Genomic DNA, 15,962 nt, shown 5'->3' on the forward strand with positions numbered 1-15,962 from the left:
CTAAAAAGCCATACATGATTTAAACAGCGCACATTTATAATTCATCATAAGGCTCCTTTTTGAAGGTATGTTATTCTAACAGTAAAAGATTTGAATAGTCACTATGCTACGATAATCGTAGATCAAGTAGGAAAGGACGTTCTTCAATGAAAAAAACCGTTAAAGTCGTGGCTGCTGTTATTGAAAATGAAGAAAATGAAATACTTTGCGCCCTTCGCTCACCAGAGATGTCAATTCCAAACATGTGGGAGTTTCCTGGTGGAAAAGTAGAAGAAGGTGAAGACCTACAGGAAGCTTTGGAACGGGAAATTCAAGAAGAGCTATCCTGTGAAATCGAAGCTCAGGATGTAATTAAAGATCACACACACGAGTATGACTCCTTTATCATCCAATTGATTGCTTTACGAGCTAAACTGATTGAAGGCAATCCTACAGCTCAAGAGCACTCCAAGCTCCTATGGCTACATAGAGAGAATTTACCTTCGTTAAAGTGGGCTCCTGCCGACATACCGGCTGTTGAACTATTGATGAAGAATTAGTAATAAGAAATCCCCTTCTGTATGAAGGGGATTTCTTATTACTCATGGAGATAATCATAAATTTTTTGATTCACTTGATGTTCAAGTTTCATATTCATGCGAACTACAGGAATTTCCTTATCCCCATCATTCATTGTGGTTTGTTCCACCGTGTTTTGGTCCGGGATCGCTTGCCCAAGGTAATAAAAATCACTACCTTCCCCGTTATCCTTCTTCACAAAAATGTGAAGATCATTCTCTCTTTGCTCCGCTTCAACGATTTGGACGACTTCATTGGATTGTAAGGTCCGTTTACTTCTGGAATACCACGTGAGAACTTCAGGATTTAAGAATTCATCCTCATAGTTCACACTAGACTCCACTTCTTCAGGCTTATGATAAGTCACAAAGATCGGACATGTTCCATACTTAGGCTTGTATCCATAGACCGTTGAGCTTTCATCATTCTCCCAATTCAGAAGCTTACAAGCATCCTTACGAGAGTATTTTTCAAAAAGAGTAAAAGGTTGTGCCGGAGTATAGATCTTGCTTTTGGTCATAGCAACATCCACAACATCTTGAACAAATGTACGGAAGGTAGCATTCTCATTCAAGGATGAGGCGATTTCCTCTTCCCAGCTAATTTCATCCCCATCGAAGATAATAATAGGCTTGTTTCCATACTTTTTTTGATCGGTAATCTTGAAAAACTCCAGACTAAACATCCGCTCCACAGAGTGTAGCGTTTGTTCATCCACCCGTCCTCCGCGCTCCAATACTTTTTCTTTGTACTCAGGATAGGAGATCGACGAGTGGTCTAATAACAAACGCAACAATAAGGGCTCGTTGATTCTTTTTCCATTTAACACTTCCTGAGAGAGCATGGTTAAGATTTGTCTTTCCCTATGGGTTAGGTGGCCCACTTCTTCTTTGACTCCCTCCAAAAATTCTACATAGTTCCCTTTTTTATCTACCAAAACGAGAGGATCAATAGAGTGGTGCTTCTGAAAGTCTACTAGCATTGGAATGCGACCGATCCTATTCTTCAGTTCTTTATAAGCATCACGCAACACCTTCATTTGCGTTAGGTTAGCTGTTCGAATGGACTCGTAAATTCTCTCTTTAGCTACTTCTTCAAAATTGATTGTGGATTTTCCTTGAATATAACTCGTATCAATGACTCTTCTTCGGATATTATCTTTGTTCTGCGAATGATCCCCAGACAAGGCAATGGGAATCAGGTAATTGTTTTCGTAGTTCCCAATAAAATCGATGACAGTAACAAAGTCTTTTGTATCATGCTTCCTAAGACCTCGTCCAAGCTGTTGAATGAACACAATACTGGACTGTGTTTGTCTTAGCATAACGACTTGGTTAATGCAGGGGATGTCGATCCCTTCATTGAAAATATCTACTGTTAAAATGTAGTCCAAAGCACCGTTTTCTAGCTTTTGAACCGCTGCTTGCCTTGTTTCTTGAGAGTGATCGCCTGTGAGAAAGTCGGTGTTATAGCCACGCTGGTTCATAAGATGTGAAAGCTGTTCAGCCTCTTTCTTCGTACTACAAAAAATCAATCCAGCTACCCTTTCACCTGAATAGCCATAGTATTCTACCTTCTCCAAAACATGATCAACCCGCTCATCTGCTTTTAGGTAGGTAAACATCTCATTTTCTGTAAACCCATGGCCCTCGATAGAAAGATCGGTTACCCCAAAATAGTGAAAGTGTGTAAGCATATCAGCTTCTAGCGCTTCTTGGAGACGAATTTCATAAGCCACGTTATAATCAAACAGCTCAAAAAGGTTGAAACCATCCGTACGCTCAGGAGTAGCCGTCATACCAAGCAGAAATTGGGGCTTAAAGTAGTCGATCAGTTTCAAGTAAGACTGCGCGCCGGCTTTATGAACCTCATCAATTAATATGTAATCAAAGGCTTCTTGATCAAAAGTTCGCATGACATTGGATTTTGATATCGTTTGGACTGTCGCAAATAAATAACGAGCATCTGTTTCACGCTTAGTACCTGAAAGGATTCCAAAGTCTTTATCCTCACCGCCCAGCACTATCTGAAAGTCACTTTTCGCTTTATGTAGAATTTGTTCTCTATGCACAATGAACAACATCCGTTTGGGTCGTGTTCTACGGACATCAAAAGCGGATAAATACGTCTTCCCTGTACCCGTGGCAGATACGATCAGAGCCTTTTCTTCATTCTCAGTTCTTACCTGCTGAATGCCTTCCAATGCAGCCATCTGCATTTGGTTAGGCTGAATAGATAGAGAATAGCCTAGCTTATTCTGCTCATATGGCGCTGCTTTTTCAGCAACCTTGAAGAACTGAGGAGGCTGATAGCTTTCTTCATACGCCATGATCCAAGCCATTGAAAGATGATCCGCTTGATCCCACATGACTTGGAATTGGTCATTAAAGTGATGAATAATCTCCCCATTTTCATGAGAGGTTAACTTGATGTTCCATTCATAATTAACTTTAAGAGCATTGGTTGTGAGATTGGAGCTTCCTACAATAAGAGAGACATGAGTGTCATGTTGGAAGATGTATCCCTTTGAATGGAAACCTTCCACATCAGCAATTCGCACTTCCACATTGTCGAGCTTTAGTAGCTCTTTAAACACCTTAGGTTTATTAAACATTTGATACGTAGAGGTTAGTATTTTGCCTCTCACACCTTTTGATTTTAAATCTAATAAGTGTGATTTCAGAGTCGCTAATCCACTTTCCGTAATAAAAGCTACAGAAAACATAAACGAGCGACAATTTTTAAGTTCATCCACTAATGACGTAAGAACGTCCTTACGTTGATGTTGATTGTTCACTAACAGTTCGGGCCGAAAACGAGTCGAAGTTGAGAATTCACGGTCAATGAATCCCTTATGAAAGGAATTCTGTAACTGCTCAATAATGGATTCCATCTTAACCCTCCATCCTATTGATCTACTTTTATTTCTATCTTAAAAACTAGGTATGCACCATACCTGGATATATATAACATTAAAGTAGATAAGCAATAGAATAAAGAAAAAGAACGAGGTCCACCCTCGTTCTTTCCAACTTGATCTGTATGAACTATGGTACACCCTTGTCTTCTTACAATTATATCTTGAACCTATCTGTTTTGACCTTCTATAGATACATGTGGACTTTTTAGGCTTAAGAACCAAAAATAAACGCAATTGCACATACAAATACTCGACAGCTTATAAGCTATCGAGTATTTATGTTTAAATCCCAGGCAGTATACCGCTGAACAAGCTTAATACAAACACCATAACAAGCGCACTGATCCCTGCTACAAAACCACCTAATGTCCAAGCACGCAGGGTATCCGGAACGGACAGTTTACTGAAACGACTGACCACCCAGAATCCAGAATCATTCGGCAGGGACAACCCTACACCACCCGCACAGATCGCGAGGCCGACGAGAACAGGAGAGACACCTAGTTCTGCAACCATTGGACCGATGATACTGGATGTTGTGACCAGGGCAACCGTTGTAGATCCTAAGGAAGCACGCAGAATTTGCGAGAAGATGAAGGCGAGCAGGATAACTGGAATGCTCCAGTTCTGCATCGTCTGGATTAAGTGGTCACCGATACCACTTTCATTAATCACTGCTCCGAATCCACCACCGGCACCCGTGATAAGCAGAATACTTCCTGCTGTATTGATAGCCTGGCTGTATAACGTTTGGTTCGATTCTTTAATGTATTTAGGGAGAACGATAACAGCAACGATGACGGAGATAAAGAGGGCAACGTTTTTGTCACCAATAAAGCCGAAAACCGTCGCTAATCCTGTACCGCCAGCTACAAGATCCGTGATCGTATTCAACAAAATCAATACGATAGGAAGGGTAAGGATGGCATAGGATAAACCTGTGCTGATCGTCGGTCCTTCCACTTCTTCTACAGCAGCAGCGGTTTCTGCTAAGCCCTGCTCTGGGTCCTGTTGTTGTTTTACTCTTCTTCCAATGAACATGCCATAAAAATAGCCGCCTACCAGTGTTGCTGGTATGGCACATATAAGGCCGTAAACAATAAACAACCCTAGATCTGCGCTTGTATTTTCAGCAACGACTAACGGCCCCGGCGTTGGAGCAATCATACTGTGGGAGACAATTAATCCTACCCCAAGCGCCGTCACAAACGATACGATGGAGATTCCTGTTTTTCTAGATAAGCTTTTTATAAGTCCAGTTAAAATAACGAAGGCAGCATCAAAATAGACAGGAATCCCAACCGTTGCACCTGTTAAAGACAGTCCTGCAGGGGATTTTTCTTTACCAAACACCTTTAAGATGGACTGCGCAATCTTTTCGATTGCTCCAGATGCAGCAAGGAACTGTCCAAAGATGACACCTAAACCAATAAGAATCCCTACACCAGCCAATGTATTACCGAAACCGCTTACAATGATGCCCGGAACTTCAGCTGCGGGCATTCCTATGATCAGGCCGGTAAGAAGAGCGACAGCGATCAAGGATAAGAATGGCTCCAGCTTTACTTTTAAAATAAGGAAAAACAAGAACGCTAAGGATAGGAAAAAGATCAAAATCAACAGGTTACCAGACAACATGGACTCACTCCTTTTTTAGTGGAGAAGCCAACCCGTTCTTCCCTCTCTCTACAAAAACGGGTTGGCGCCTCGTCAAGAAATTGACTCTACGATATTCTTTAATGTACTTCGGTCTCCAACGTTTCCTGGAAAAATAATATACGGAAGGTTGGGAAACTTGCTTTCTTCATCCGTCTGCCAAACGGGTATCCCCGGGGCGACCTGGCCCATGACATTCGCTCGGGTAACGCCTAACCCATGAGTACCGATATCGCTTGAAGTAATGCCGCCTTTTGCAATCATATACTTTGGTTGACTGGACAGGGAACGTACGATGTTCGTAACCGCTTTTGAAATATCCACGGAAAGCTTAAGTTCCTCCTCTTCCTTGCCTTCCCCAAGGTCGAGACGTTCTCTTCTTGTATAAACCACCGTAGAAAGACCGCTTTGAATAGTCTCATCCACTTCATTAATCACGCGTTCCACTTCTTTTTCCAATGCTTTCTTATCTAACACGAGGTGGCTGTCAAATTCGATGACGTGAAGATCTTCAAGCTTTTTCAATTCATTCAATTGCTCGGTTGTCTTATTCACGTGTGACCCTACGATGATAAGCCCGCCATGATTGGAGTGCTTATGAACGAGCTGTTCTTTCGTAAGCAGAGGTTTGGAAGAAATATTTCCAATGACTTTTGTAAAGGAGGCAGCTGTTCGGAACAAGAATTGTTTCCCTGCTTGGATGGAGCGAATTAAGGCAATAGAGAATACTTGAAGATCCTCTTCAGTTAAAGCGTCGACAACCACTTTCCCAAAGTCGGACACCTTCTGTAACTGGGAGTGGATCGTATCTATATCCATCGCTCTTAAGGATTCTAAGGTTATCGTTGTTACATCTTCGCCAGCGTATGCCCCTTTTGTTTTTTCTTCCACGTAGGATCGCAAATCGCTCGATTGAAAACCAAACGTACGGTCTTTGGCAAATTCGGTCTCACCAGCTGGAATATAATCATTCCCGCTTTTTACATAGTGAACCCCTTCAATCGTAAAGCGGCCCCCTTCTTTGAAAAAGGGAATAAGGATTTCTCCGTCCACGGAAGAATGTGAACGGTCTTCGATTGCGTTTCTTAACGTATCCGTCTCCAAAGGGTAATGCCCTCGTAAAGTAGAGTCCCCTCGACTAATCAACATGTATGGCATATTCGTCTGGTTAGAGATGGACTCCACACGCTCAGCTATAGTCTGGTGAACATCAGCCGTTTGTTGTTCACTGAAGGACCTCGAATTCGTCAGGATAAAGAACATTTGATTGTCCTCTTGAAAAGCTTTGTGAATAGTATCTCTCTCCCAATCTGTGTAGACAGCTACGTCATGGACGGTTTGAACACCTGTAGGGTCATCATCCAACACAACGATCTTATGTTGAAAAGAAGCATAGGCCTGCTCCCACTGCTGCTTCACGCTGCTCTCTTCATGGTTATTCAAGCTGTTTATATACTCTTTCACATGTATCGTTTGATTCATGTTTTCACCCTTTCTGCTTCGCTTTTAAAGAGTCCCATTCGTTTGAAATTGCTTTTCATAATATTGGATCAAGCCAGCATGATCGTCGCCTGCTTTCCCTTCTTCTATTAAACGTTCAAACATATGAAGCACCTGCTGGGAAAGAGGCAGGTCCAAATCGAGCTCTTCTGCTGTTCCTATCACATTGGTAAGATCCTTAGCGTTGATATCTATGCGGCCGCCGGCTTTGAAGTTGCGCTCCAGGACAAGAGGCGTCTTCGCATCGAGTACAGCACTTCCAGCAAGTCCTCCACGTACAGCTTCATACATTTTCTCTAAATCAATACCGGACTTGGCAGCAAGAGTAAAGGCTTCAGACATAGCAGCGATATTTACATTCACCATCACTTGGTTGGCAAGCTTTGCTGTGGTTCCACTTCCAACCTCACCCACTAATACGATGTTCTCTCCCATTACCTCAAGCAATGGTTTAACTTCTTCGAATTTTTCCTTCCTTCCACCAACCATAAAGGAGAGTGTTCCATCAATCGCTCTTGGCTCCCCACCACTAACAGGGGCATCAATGAGGGATAGTCCTTTATCTTCCAATTGATCTGCAAAGGCTCTTGTATCGACCGGCGAAATGGAGCTCATATCCACAACCGTTGTACCGGCATCCGCCCCTTCTATGATACCGTTTTCACCAAACAGAACACTTTTTACATGCTCCCCCTTAGGCAGCATTGTGAAAATAACATCACTTTCTTTTGCTACGTGAGCGGCATGCACCCCTGTAGAAGCACCAAGGCCCTTCACTTCCTCGGTCGCACGCTCATTTACGTCAAAGACGATTAAGTCATAACCTGCATTCAATAAATTCGCTGCCATCGGCTTTCCCATAATACCTAATCCAATAAATCCAATTCTCATACTGAAGACCTCCTGTAATAGCGCTTTCATAATTCGTTAAAGCCATTGTATTACACCATCGCATTTTTGTATACATTATTTTTAAAATTGTATACAAAAATAATCATTTTGTGACCAGTCATTTTATGACAGGATAGAAATGTTATACTAAAACCAGCAAAAGGGGGCGTGAGTGCTGATTCAATCCATGCTTTTAAAATTATGAATTCTGATTGAAGAAGCCAACCGATTATGAGTACATCTAAACGCGCTTCCGCTTATACTCAGGCCTATGAATATATTCGGGAGCAAATTTTAAACGGGGAAATCGAAGGAAAAACCAAATTAGTCGAGGATCGCTTTGCAAAAGCACTCGGGGTAAGCCGCACGCCGGTTCGTGAAGCCTTACGAAAGTTGGAAGAAGAAGGACTTGTAAGGGATAAACGAGTCGTCCAGCCAACAGAATCCGATCTGCGCGATATGTTCCGGGTCCGGATGCTCCTCGAAGGGGATGCCGCTCGTCTAGCAGCAAATTATATGGATCCATCGACCTTAGCCATTTTGAAAGACTGTATTGATTCGAGTAAAAACGGGAACTACGAAGAAACCATGACGTCAAACAAACAATTCCATGATGTCATTGTGGAAGCAAGTAACAACACATTTATGATCGAAACCATTAACCGCATGCAGTCCATCATCTATCTATTTCGTAAAACGGTTGTGTATCATAACCGACCTGGATTAATTGAAGAGCATGAGGACATATATCAGGCCATCCTTAACCGCGAGCCTGATCGAGCAGAAACACTGATGAAGGATCATTTACAAGCAGATCTGGACTTCTTCCTACATATATCCAGGAACCGGTGACTGGAGCTGCTAAGATCATTGAATTCTAAATAACGAAAGAGAAGGTTATTCACTTTGGAATAACCTTCTCTTTCGTTTTAGGAAACTAATAGCCTTACTTATGATACGGCTCATTCCGATTAATCTTAAACGCCCTGTACACCTGCTCCACCAGCATCAACCGCATCAACTGATGCGGGAACGTCATATTTGAAAATGACAGTCCGAAGTCACTTCTCTCCAGTACCTCATCACTAAGCCCCAGGGACCCTCCAATCACAAACGCCACTTTGCTCTTTCCGTACGTCGCAAGCTCGTCCATCTTTTTCGCAAGCTTCTCAGATGTCAGCTGCTTCCCTTCAATTTCAAGCGTAATAACGTACGTATCCTGGGAGATCTTGCTCAGGATACGCTCGCCTTCCTTCTGCTTCACTTCAAGCATCTGCGCTTCACTCAGATTTTCCGGAGCTTTTTCGTCAGGTACTTCGACGACCTCGACTTTGGCGTAAGGTCCGAGACGCTTCACGTATTCGGCGATTCCCTGCTTCAAATACTTTTCTTTCAGTTTTCCTACCGTGACAATCGTTAATTTCATGGTGCTTCCTCCCGTACGTTCTGTTTCCTCTAGTTTACCATGACGATTCCAGGAATAGAAAAACACCACAGGATACCTGTGGTGTTCATTCAAGCTTGAGAGGGTGTTTACTCTCTTTTAAGTTAAGGTCACGAGCAGCGTTCGGTGGTGACGCCTGCGGGAACAGCACGGACCGAAGATCCACTTGGGCAGATGGTTTTGCTGCCCAAGTTAGCTGAGGTCGTGCCCGCGGCAAGCAGCCACCGATAAGCGGAACGTGACTATCACCATGACCAGTTTTACTCTCTTTATAGAATGCCAATCGTATTCAACAGAATGACGACCGCAACAGAAATGACCGGGATCAGAAGTGCGACGACGAAGATATCGCGGTAGCTGTCCTTGTGGGTCATGCCGGTGATCGCAAACAGCGTGAGCACCGCTCCGTTGTGCGGCAGTACGTCGAGGCCGCCGGAGGACAGGGAAGCGACGCGGTGGAATGCTTCGGCGCTGATGCCGGTGTCCTGGGCGATTTGATAGTACTTGGAGCCGAGCGCTTCCAGGGCGATGCCGAGGCCGCCGGAAGCAGAGCCTGTGGCGCCGGCGAGGACGTTGACGGCGACCGCTTCCGAGATGAGCGGGTTGCCTTTGATGCCGACGAGGATCTGCGTGAGCTTCTCAAAGCCGGGCACTTCGCGGACGACGGTCCCGAAGCCGACGGCGGCACTGGTATTGATGATGGCAATGACCGATCCGCTCGCCCCTTTGTTGATGGATGTGACGAACTTTTTGAACAAGGTAATGTTCAACAGCATAATTAAAAGAATTCCTGCGATTAATGCGGTGACGACATCCCATTGCAGCAAGTTGAGTGTTAGTAACACGGTCAGCAGCGGTAGAATCGACAGAATGAAGTGCGGCTCGCGCTCCACGTCACCGAGTGAACTTTTATCCTCCGGTTCGACGAAGATGTCGCCTCTGTCGCGCAGCTGTTTCTCTCTAAAGCGCAGGTACAAATAGCCTCCGACCGCCATGATGATGGCGGCGACGATCCCCATGACCGGAGCCGCGGATGCGGTTGTACCGAAGTATTCCATTGGAATGAGGTTTTGGATCTGCGGTGTACCAGGCAGGGCCGTCATCGTGAAGGTGAAGGCGCCGAGCCCGACGGTCGCTGGTATGAGCTTCCGGCTGATGTTGGCTTCCCGGAACAGCGATAAGGCGAGCGGATAGACGGCGAAGACGACGACGAACAAGCTCACCCCGCCGTACGTTAAGACGGCGGCGGAGACGAGTACGCCGAGGATGGCGCGCTTGGTGCCGATCACTTTTGTGAATGCGACGGCGACCGAGCGGGCCATGCCGGTGTCCTCCATCAGTTTTCCGAAGATCGCCCCGAGCATGAAGACCGGGAACCATGATTTCGCAAAGGCGACAAAGCCGCCCATGTACGTATCTTTATAAGCATCGAGCAGGTCGAGGCCGCCGGTGACGGCGACGACGCCGGCAGCGATCGGTGCGACCCAGATGATCGACCAGCCGAGGTAGGCGAGCGCCATCAGGACGATGAGGCCGAGTAATATCCCGAACATTGGTGTTTCCCCCTAAATGATTTTTACGTTAAGATTTTAGACGGTTTCGACGACCATGGCAATCCCCTGTCCGCCTCCGATGCAGAGCGAAGCAACGCCATAGCGTCCACCGCGCCGCTTCAATTCCTTGATCATCGTATACAGCACGCGGGTCCCGCTGGCGCCGACCGGGTGGCCGAGCGCGATCGCACCGCCGTTGACGTTCACTTTCTCACGGTCGATCCCGAGCTCTTTTTCCACCGCCAGATACTGCGCGGCAAAGGCTTCGTTCACTTCGATAAGATCCATATCCTCAAGGGAGAGCTCCGCTTTTTCAAGCGCCTGACGGATTGCCGGCGCAGGGCCGATGCCCATGTAGTGCGGATCCACACCGGCCACGGACCAGGAGACGATTCTTGCCACAGGGCTTAAACTGTGGTCGTGTACGTAGTTTTCACTGGCCAGAACGACCGCTCCAGCGCCGTCATTGATGCCGCTCGCGTTTCCGCCTGTGACACTGCCGTCTTTTTTGAAGGCGGGCTTCAGCTTGGCCAGCTTTTCTGAATTCGTGTCTTCCCGGATGTGCTCGTCCTGATCGACGACGGTCGTGCCTTTGCGTCCCTTCACTTCCACTGGAGCGATTTCCTCAGCAAAACGGCCGGAGCGGCGGGCTTCGGCGGCACGCTGGTGACTGCGGGTCGCATATTCATCCTGGGCTTCGCGTGAGATTTCGTAACGCTCGGCCAGATTTTCTCCTGTCATGCCCATGCCGGCACCGATGTACTCATCGGTAAGCGCAGACCAGAGCATATCATCGACCTTCGGTGTGCCGAGCTTCGTACCAAAACGGCTGCCGCGCAGGGCGTACGGGGCGAGACTCATGCTGTCGACACCGCCGGCAAGGGCGGTTTCCCCTTCCCCGAGGAGAATGGACTGGGCTGCGGATACGACGGACTGCATGCCCGAACCGCAGAGGCGGTTGACGGCAAGGGCCGGGCTTTCCATCGGGATGCCTGTTTTCAGCGCGATGTGGCGCGCCATGTACGGTGCATTTTGAGATGAATGAATGACGTTGCCGATGACGGAAAAGTCGATGCTGCCGGCGTCGATACCGCTCCGCTTCAGCGCTTCTTTTCCTGCAGTGATGCCGAGGTCTGTCGGCTCCACGTCTTTGAGGGCGCCGCCGAACGTACCGAACGGCGTGCGCGCTCCTTCTACGATATATACGGGTTTCATTGAAATACCCCTTTCGGTTACTGAGTCGTATAGCCGCCGTCGATGACAGCCGCCTGACCGGTAATGCCTTTCGCTTTATCACTGGCTAAAAACAGCGCGTAGTCGGCAATTTCCTGGACTTTTAGGAGACGCTTCTGCGGGACGAGCGGATAGATAACTTCCTCGAGTGCCTTATCGAGCGAGACGCCGCGGTTGTTGGCGAGATCCTCAAGCTGGTTGCGGACGAGCGGTGTATCGACATAGCCCGGGCAGATGGCGTTGACGGTAATGCCGTCCTCCGCGCCTTCCAGAGCGGTCACTTTTGTGAGACCGATGACGCCGTGCTTGGCGCTGTTGTAGGCGGACTTGCCGGCGAATCCGATCAGGCCGTTGATGGAGGCCATGTTGAGGATGCGGCCGAAGCCCTGCTTTTTCATAATCGGGAACACATGCTTTGTCGCCATGAACGGCGCAACAAGCATGATCTTCGTAATCAGCTCGAACTTCTCTGTCGGAAACTCCTCGATGGACGAAACGTGTTGGAGGCCGGCGTTGTTGACGAGCACGTCGAGACGGCCGTACTTTTCCACCGTCTTATTGATGGCGTCCTGGATATCCTTTTCCTTCGTCACGTCACAGACGAGCCCTGTGACGTCATACCCTTCTGAAGACAGCTGCTTTTCGGCTTCCTTCACTTTTTCCTCGTTTATATCGCTCAGGACGACCTTGGCGTCGTTCTTGGCAAACTCGGTGCCGATTTCATAGCCGATGCCGCTGGCCGCGCCTGTAATGAAGACGACTTTATTTTCTACCATCCGGTGTTCCTCCTCACGTGTTGGACTGGATTGTCATCAGCTCGTCGCTGACGATCAGATCCGCTTCTGTCGATGCCTTGATTTCATCCACTGTCCAGCCTTCGGCGATTTCGATCAGCTTCAGACCTTCCTCTGTTACGTCCATGACGGCACGCTCGGTGATGATGCGGTCGACGACGCCTTTTCCTGTGAGCGGGAGACGGCATTCCTTCAGGATTTTCGGATCGCCGTGCTTGTTCACGTGGTCCATGATGATGACGACTTTTTTGGAGCCGTGGACGATATCCATCGCCCCGCCCATGCCTTTGATCATTTTTCCGGGGATCATCCAGTTGGCGAGATCGCCGTTCTCTGCGACTTCCATGCCGCCTAAAATCGCAAGGTCGAGGTGCTCACCGCGGATCATCGCGAACGATTCCGCACTGTCACAGTAGGCGGCGCCGATGGAGGCGGTGACGGTTTCTTTTCCGGCGTTGATCAAGTCCGGGTCGACTTCCTCTTCGTACGGAGAGCGTCCAATGCCGAGCAGTCCGTTTTCCGACTGCAGGACAACTTCCTTATCCGCATCGATGTAGTTGGCGACCATCGTCGGCATTCCGATTCCAAGGTTCACATAGTAACCGCTTTCAATTTCCTTTTCAGCACGTCGGGCAATCAGTTCCCTGACTGCCGCTTTATCCATTTCTACGGCCATAATAGCCCCTCCTTTTGTTATGCGTGAGTGCGTACGGTCCGGCGTTCGATGCGTTTTTCCTGCTGTCCTTCAATGAGTCCCTGTACGTAGATGCCCGGCGTGTGGATCTGATCGGCATGCAGTTCGCCCGGCTCGACCAGCTCTTCGACTTCGGCGATCGTGACCGCACCGGCAGCGGCCATCATCGGGTTGAAGTTGCGCGCCGTTTTGTTATAAATGAGGTTGCCGTGCTTGTCACCCTTCAGGGCACGGACGAGGCTGACATCAGCGGTAAGTCCGGTCTGCAGCAGATAGTCTTTGCCGTCGAAGGTGCGCACTTCTTTTCCTTCCGCAATCGGTGTTCCGACGCCTGCCGGTGTATAGAAAGCCGGAATGCCGGCGCCGCCTGCGCGGATGCGTTCTGCGAGCGTTCCCTGCGGCGTGAGCTCGACTTCCAGTTCACCTGCGAGCACCTGGCGTTCGAATTCCTTGTTTTCGCCGACGTAGGAGCCGATCATCTTATCAATCTGTTTGTTTTCCAAAAGCAGGCCGAGCCCCCAGTCGTCAACGCCGCAGTTGTTGCTGATGACGGTGAGATGCTTCACGTTCGATTCGACGAGTGCCAAAATGAGATTTTCCGGGATTCCGACGAGTCCGAATCCTCCGACCATAATCGTTGAGTGATCGTTTATGTCCTTAACCGCTTCCTGAAATGATGTGTACATGTGTTTCATATTGGTTTCCACCCCTTCCATCCTTCTACATGCAAGTTTCATGCCAACTTTTCAACCGCGGTACTAAAGGAATCTGGTTTTCCGGTTTCCGGATTTATGGAAAAACTGATTTACCATTCATGAAAACCCTTACAAAACGGCATAAAAAAACCCATTCCGGATTTCCGGAACGGATTCCTGAAATCTGGAATGGCTTACAGGTCGTACTTTTTCACTTTGTCGTACAAGCTTGATTTGCCGATGCCGAGGCGGTCGGCGGCTGTACATTTGTCACCGTCCGCTTCTTCGATTGCGCGGAGGATCGCCGCTTTTTCCGCTTCCTCAACGACGTCCTTGAGCGTCTGTCCGGCGCGCTGACCGTTTCCGGATGATGACAGGTAATCCGGCAGGTCGCCGTAACGGATTTCCCCGTCGTCCGTCATATGAATGGCGGATTCGATGACGTTTTCCAGTTCACGGACATTCCCCGGCCAGTCGTGTTTGTTAAAGCGAGCCTCCACGTCCGGGGCGAGCGTCTCGACCCGTTTGCCGGTCCGGTCACTGAGCTTTTTCAACAGAAACTTCGTGAGCACCTTGATGTCGCCCCGGCGTCTGCGGAGCGGAGGAATATCGATCTGGACGACATTGATGCGGTAGAAGAGATCCTCCCGGAATTTGTCCTCCTTGATAAGCGCTTCGAGCGGCCGGTTGGTGGCAGCGATGATGCGGACGTCGATGGCCTGCGGCTTCTCTGCGCCGACCGCTTCGATTTCGCCTTCCTGCAGGGCACGGAGGATTTTCACCTGGGCGTGGAGCGGCATGTCGCCGATTTCATCAAGAAACAGCGTGCCGCCGTGGGCGAGCTGAAATTTGCCCGGCTTACCGCCTTTTTTCGCACCGGTAAACGCTCCTTCCTGGTAGCCGAACAGCTCCGCTTCGATCAAATGCTCCGGGATGGCCGCACAGTTCACCTTGATGAAGGGCTGCTGGCTCCGCTCACTCAAGTGATGGATGCTGTGGGCGAACAATTCCTTGCCTGTCCCGCTTTCGCCGCGGACGAGCACCGACACGTCGCTGTAGGCGGTTTTGCGGATCTTTTCCTTGACCTGCAGTACTTCCGGTGAGGTGGTGATGATGTCATGAAGCGAATACTTGGCGCCGTTCACGTGCTGCATCTGGCTGCGGTATGTCTCGAGCTCAAGCAGGAGGTCCTTGATGTGGGTGTTCATAATTTTCCATTCGTCGGTATCGCGGAACAGCACCATGCCGAGGGCGCCGATCACCTCGCCGTCCTCCTGGAGCGGAATCCGGTGGGCGATCATATAATCGCCGCGGATCTTCTGGAGATCGGCCATCTCCTCCTCCCCGGTGTCGACGACGATGTGCATCCGCGTATTCTCGATCACTTCGGTCACGTGGCGGCCGGTGATTTCTTTTTGGTCGACTTCTAAAAACCGGCCGTAGCTTTCATTCATATAGGAAATCCGGCCGGCCCGGTCGACGACGACGATACAGTGCTTCACATTGCCAAACAGCGTCTCCAGCACATGATTGCGCTCCTCAAGCATCGATGGCATCCTGGGTCACTCCTTTACTATGATAACGTTTTCAATAGTCGCTACTTTGAGTCTATCAAAAGAGAGCTGGCGTTGCTAGATACCCCACCTCCTTTTTTTACCATGATAGGATGGGAAAGGGAGGTGTTTGATATGGACTGGTTGTGGAGCTGGTTGGCCTTATCTTTGGCCGTCGGAGCTTTTTATACAGCGGAACAGGCGAAAAAAGAGAATAAGAGGTTGAAGGAGCGGCTGGACCGTCTGGAGCGGGAAAGAGACGAGGACCATTCCTTATAATAGGTTATACTCTTCCTATGTTTTAGTAAAAATCACAGCTTTCCCTAAAACAAACATGGATATGTAAAAGCAAATACCTATATCATGCAATAAAATCAATAAAAATACCCACAAAAGGAGCGTGAAGCCGCCAAAAATAAAAAAACGGGAGACCGCATCCATACAACCTTTCGGCCCGGACCAGTCAGAAAG

Annotated in this window: 14 protein-coding genes; 3 read left to right on the top strand and 11 right to left on the bottom strand. The window is 48.3% G+C overall.

Annotated features, from left to right (window positions below; all coding sequences use genetic code 11):
* The first annotated feature begins 146 nt into the window (after nucleotides 1–146).
* Entirely contained in the window at nucleotides 147–539 is a 393-nt protein-coding gene (locus tag ACXAD6_RS18040; RefSeq protein ID WP_224868766.1) for a (deoxy)nucleoside triphosphate pyrophosphohydrolase, read from the top strand.
* Nucleotides 540–577: 38 nt separating this feature from the next.
* Here the strand turns inward: ACXAD6_RS18040 and ACXAD6_RS18045 are convergent, their stop codons facing one another.
* The 4 genes from ACXAD6_RS18045 to garR all read right to left on the bottom strand — a co-directional run bounded on the left by ACXAD6_RS18045 (nucleotide 578) and on the right by garR (nucleotide 7,555).
* Nucleotides 578–3,451 carry a DEAD/DEAH box helicase gene (locus tag ACXAD6_RS18045; protein WP_474970094.1) on the bottom strand — a complete coding sequence of 958 codons (2,874 nt, stop codon included), beginning with the start codon at nucleotides 3,449–3,451 and terminating at the stop codon, nucleotides 578–580.
* 309 nt (nucleotides 3,452–3,760) lie between these two features.
* On the bottom strand, nucleotides 3,761–5,116 hold the full coding sequence (locus ACXAD6_RS18050) for a GntP family permease (protein ID WP_474970095.1): 1,356 nt from the start codon (nucleotides 5,114–5,116) through the stop codon (nucleotides 3,761–3,763).
* A 72-nt stretch (nucleotides 5,117–5,188) separates the two neighbouring features.
* The gene (locus ACXAD6_RS18055; protein WP_474970096.1) at nucleotides 5,189–6,616 is read right to left on the bottom strand and encodes a four-carbon acid sugar kinase family protein; all 1,428 of its coding nucleotides are present in this window, start codon (nucleotides 6,614–6,616) and stop codon (nucleotides 5,189–5,191) included.
* A 24-nt stretch (nucleotides 6,617–6,640) separates the two neighbouring features.
* Nucleotides 6,641–7,555, bottom strand: coding sequence for a 2-hydroxy-3-oxopropionate reductase (gene garR, locus ACXAD6_RS18060; RefSeq protein ID WP_474970097.1), 915 nt, complete (start codon nucleotides 7,553–7,555; stop codon nucleotides 6,641–6,643).
* A 201-nt stretch (nucleotides 7,556–7,756) separates the two neighbouring features.
* Between garR and ACXAD6_RS18065 the strand changes: the two genes are divergently transcribed.
* Nucleotides 7,757–8,377: a GntR family transcriptional regulator gene (locus tag ACXAD6_RS18065; protein WP_474970098.1), complete on the top strand. Its 621-nt coding sequence runs from the start codon at nucleotides 7,757–7,759 to the stop codon at nucleotides 8,375–8,377.
* 94 nt (nucleotides 8,378–8,471) lie between these two features.
* Here ACXAD6_RS18065 and rlmH read toward each other — a convergent pair whose 3' ends face one another.
* The 7 genes from rlmH to ACXAD6_RS18100 form a co-directional block, all read right to left on the bottom strand.
* The gene (gene rlmH / locus ACXAD6_RS18070) at nucleotides 8,472–8,951 is read right to left on the bottom strand and encodes a 23S rRNA (pseudouridine(1915)-N(3))-methyltransferase RlmH (protein WP_206934881.1); all 480 of its coding nucleotides are present in this window, start codon (nucleotides 8,949–8,951) and stop codon (nucleotides 8,472–8,474) included.
* A 287-nt stretch (nucleotides 8,952–9,238) separates the two neighbouring features.
* A complete protein-coding gene (locus tag ACXAD6_RS18075; RefSeq protein WP_160837508.1) occupies nucleotides 9,239–10,522 on the bottom strand; it encodes a GntP family permease in 1,284 nt (427 codons plus the stop codon).
* 36 nt (nucleotides 10,523–10,558) lie between these two features.
* The gene (locus ACXAD6_RS18080) at nucleotides 10,559–11,737 is read right to left on the bottom strand and encodes a thiolase family protein (RefSeq protein ID WP_474970099.1); all 1,179 of its coding nucleotides are present in this window, start codon (nucleotides 11,735–11,737) and stop codon (nucleotides 10,559–10,561) included.
* A gap of 17 nt (nucleotides 11,738–11,754) precedes the next feature.
* The gene (locus tag ACXAD6_RS18085; RefSeq protein WP_474970100.1) at nucleotides 11,755–12,531 is read right to left on the bottom strand and encodes a 3-hydroxybutyrate dehydrogenase; all 777 of its coding nucleotides are present in this window, start codon (nucleotides 12,529–12,531) and stop codon (nucleotides 11,755–11,757) included.
* A gap of 13 nt (nucleotides 12,532–12,544) precedes the next feature.
* The gene (locus tag ACXAD6_RS18090; RefSeq protein ID WP_474970101.1) at nucleotides 12,545–13,225 is read right to left on the bottom strand and encodes a 3-oxoacid CoA-transferase subunit B; all 681 of its coding nucleotides are present in this window, start codon (nucleotides 13,223–13,225) and stop codon (nucleotides 12,545–12,547) included.
* A gap of 17 nt (nucleotides 13,226–13,242) precedes the next feature.
* Nucleotides 13,243–13,938, bottom strand: a complete 696-nt coding sequence (locus tag ACXAD6_RS18095; protein WP_474970459.1) for a CoA transferase subunit A — start codon at nucleotides 13,936–13,938, stop codon at nucleotides 13,243–13,245.
* Between the two features lie 194 nt (nucleotides 13,939–14,132).
* Entirely contained in the window at nucleotides 14,133–15,494 is a 1,362-nt protein-coding gene (locus ACXAD6_RS18100; RefSeq protein ID WP_474970102.1) for a sigma-54 interaction domain-containing protein, read from the bottom strand.
* 132 nt (nucleotides 15,495–15,626) lie between these two features.
* Here ACXAD6_RS18100 and ACXAD6_RS18105 point away from each other — a divergent pair, with 132 nt between their 5' ends.
* Entirely contained in the window at nucleotides 15,627–15,770 is a 144-nt protein-coding gene (locus tag ACXAD6_RS18105) for a LapA family protein (protein ID WP_474970103.1), read from the top strand.
* Nucleotides 15,771–15,962 lie beyond the last annotated feature (192 nt).

This window comes from Halobacillus sp. ABH2_015, assembly GCF_056158945.1.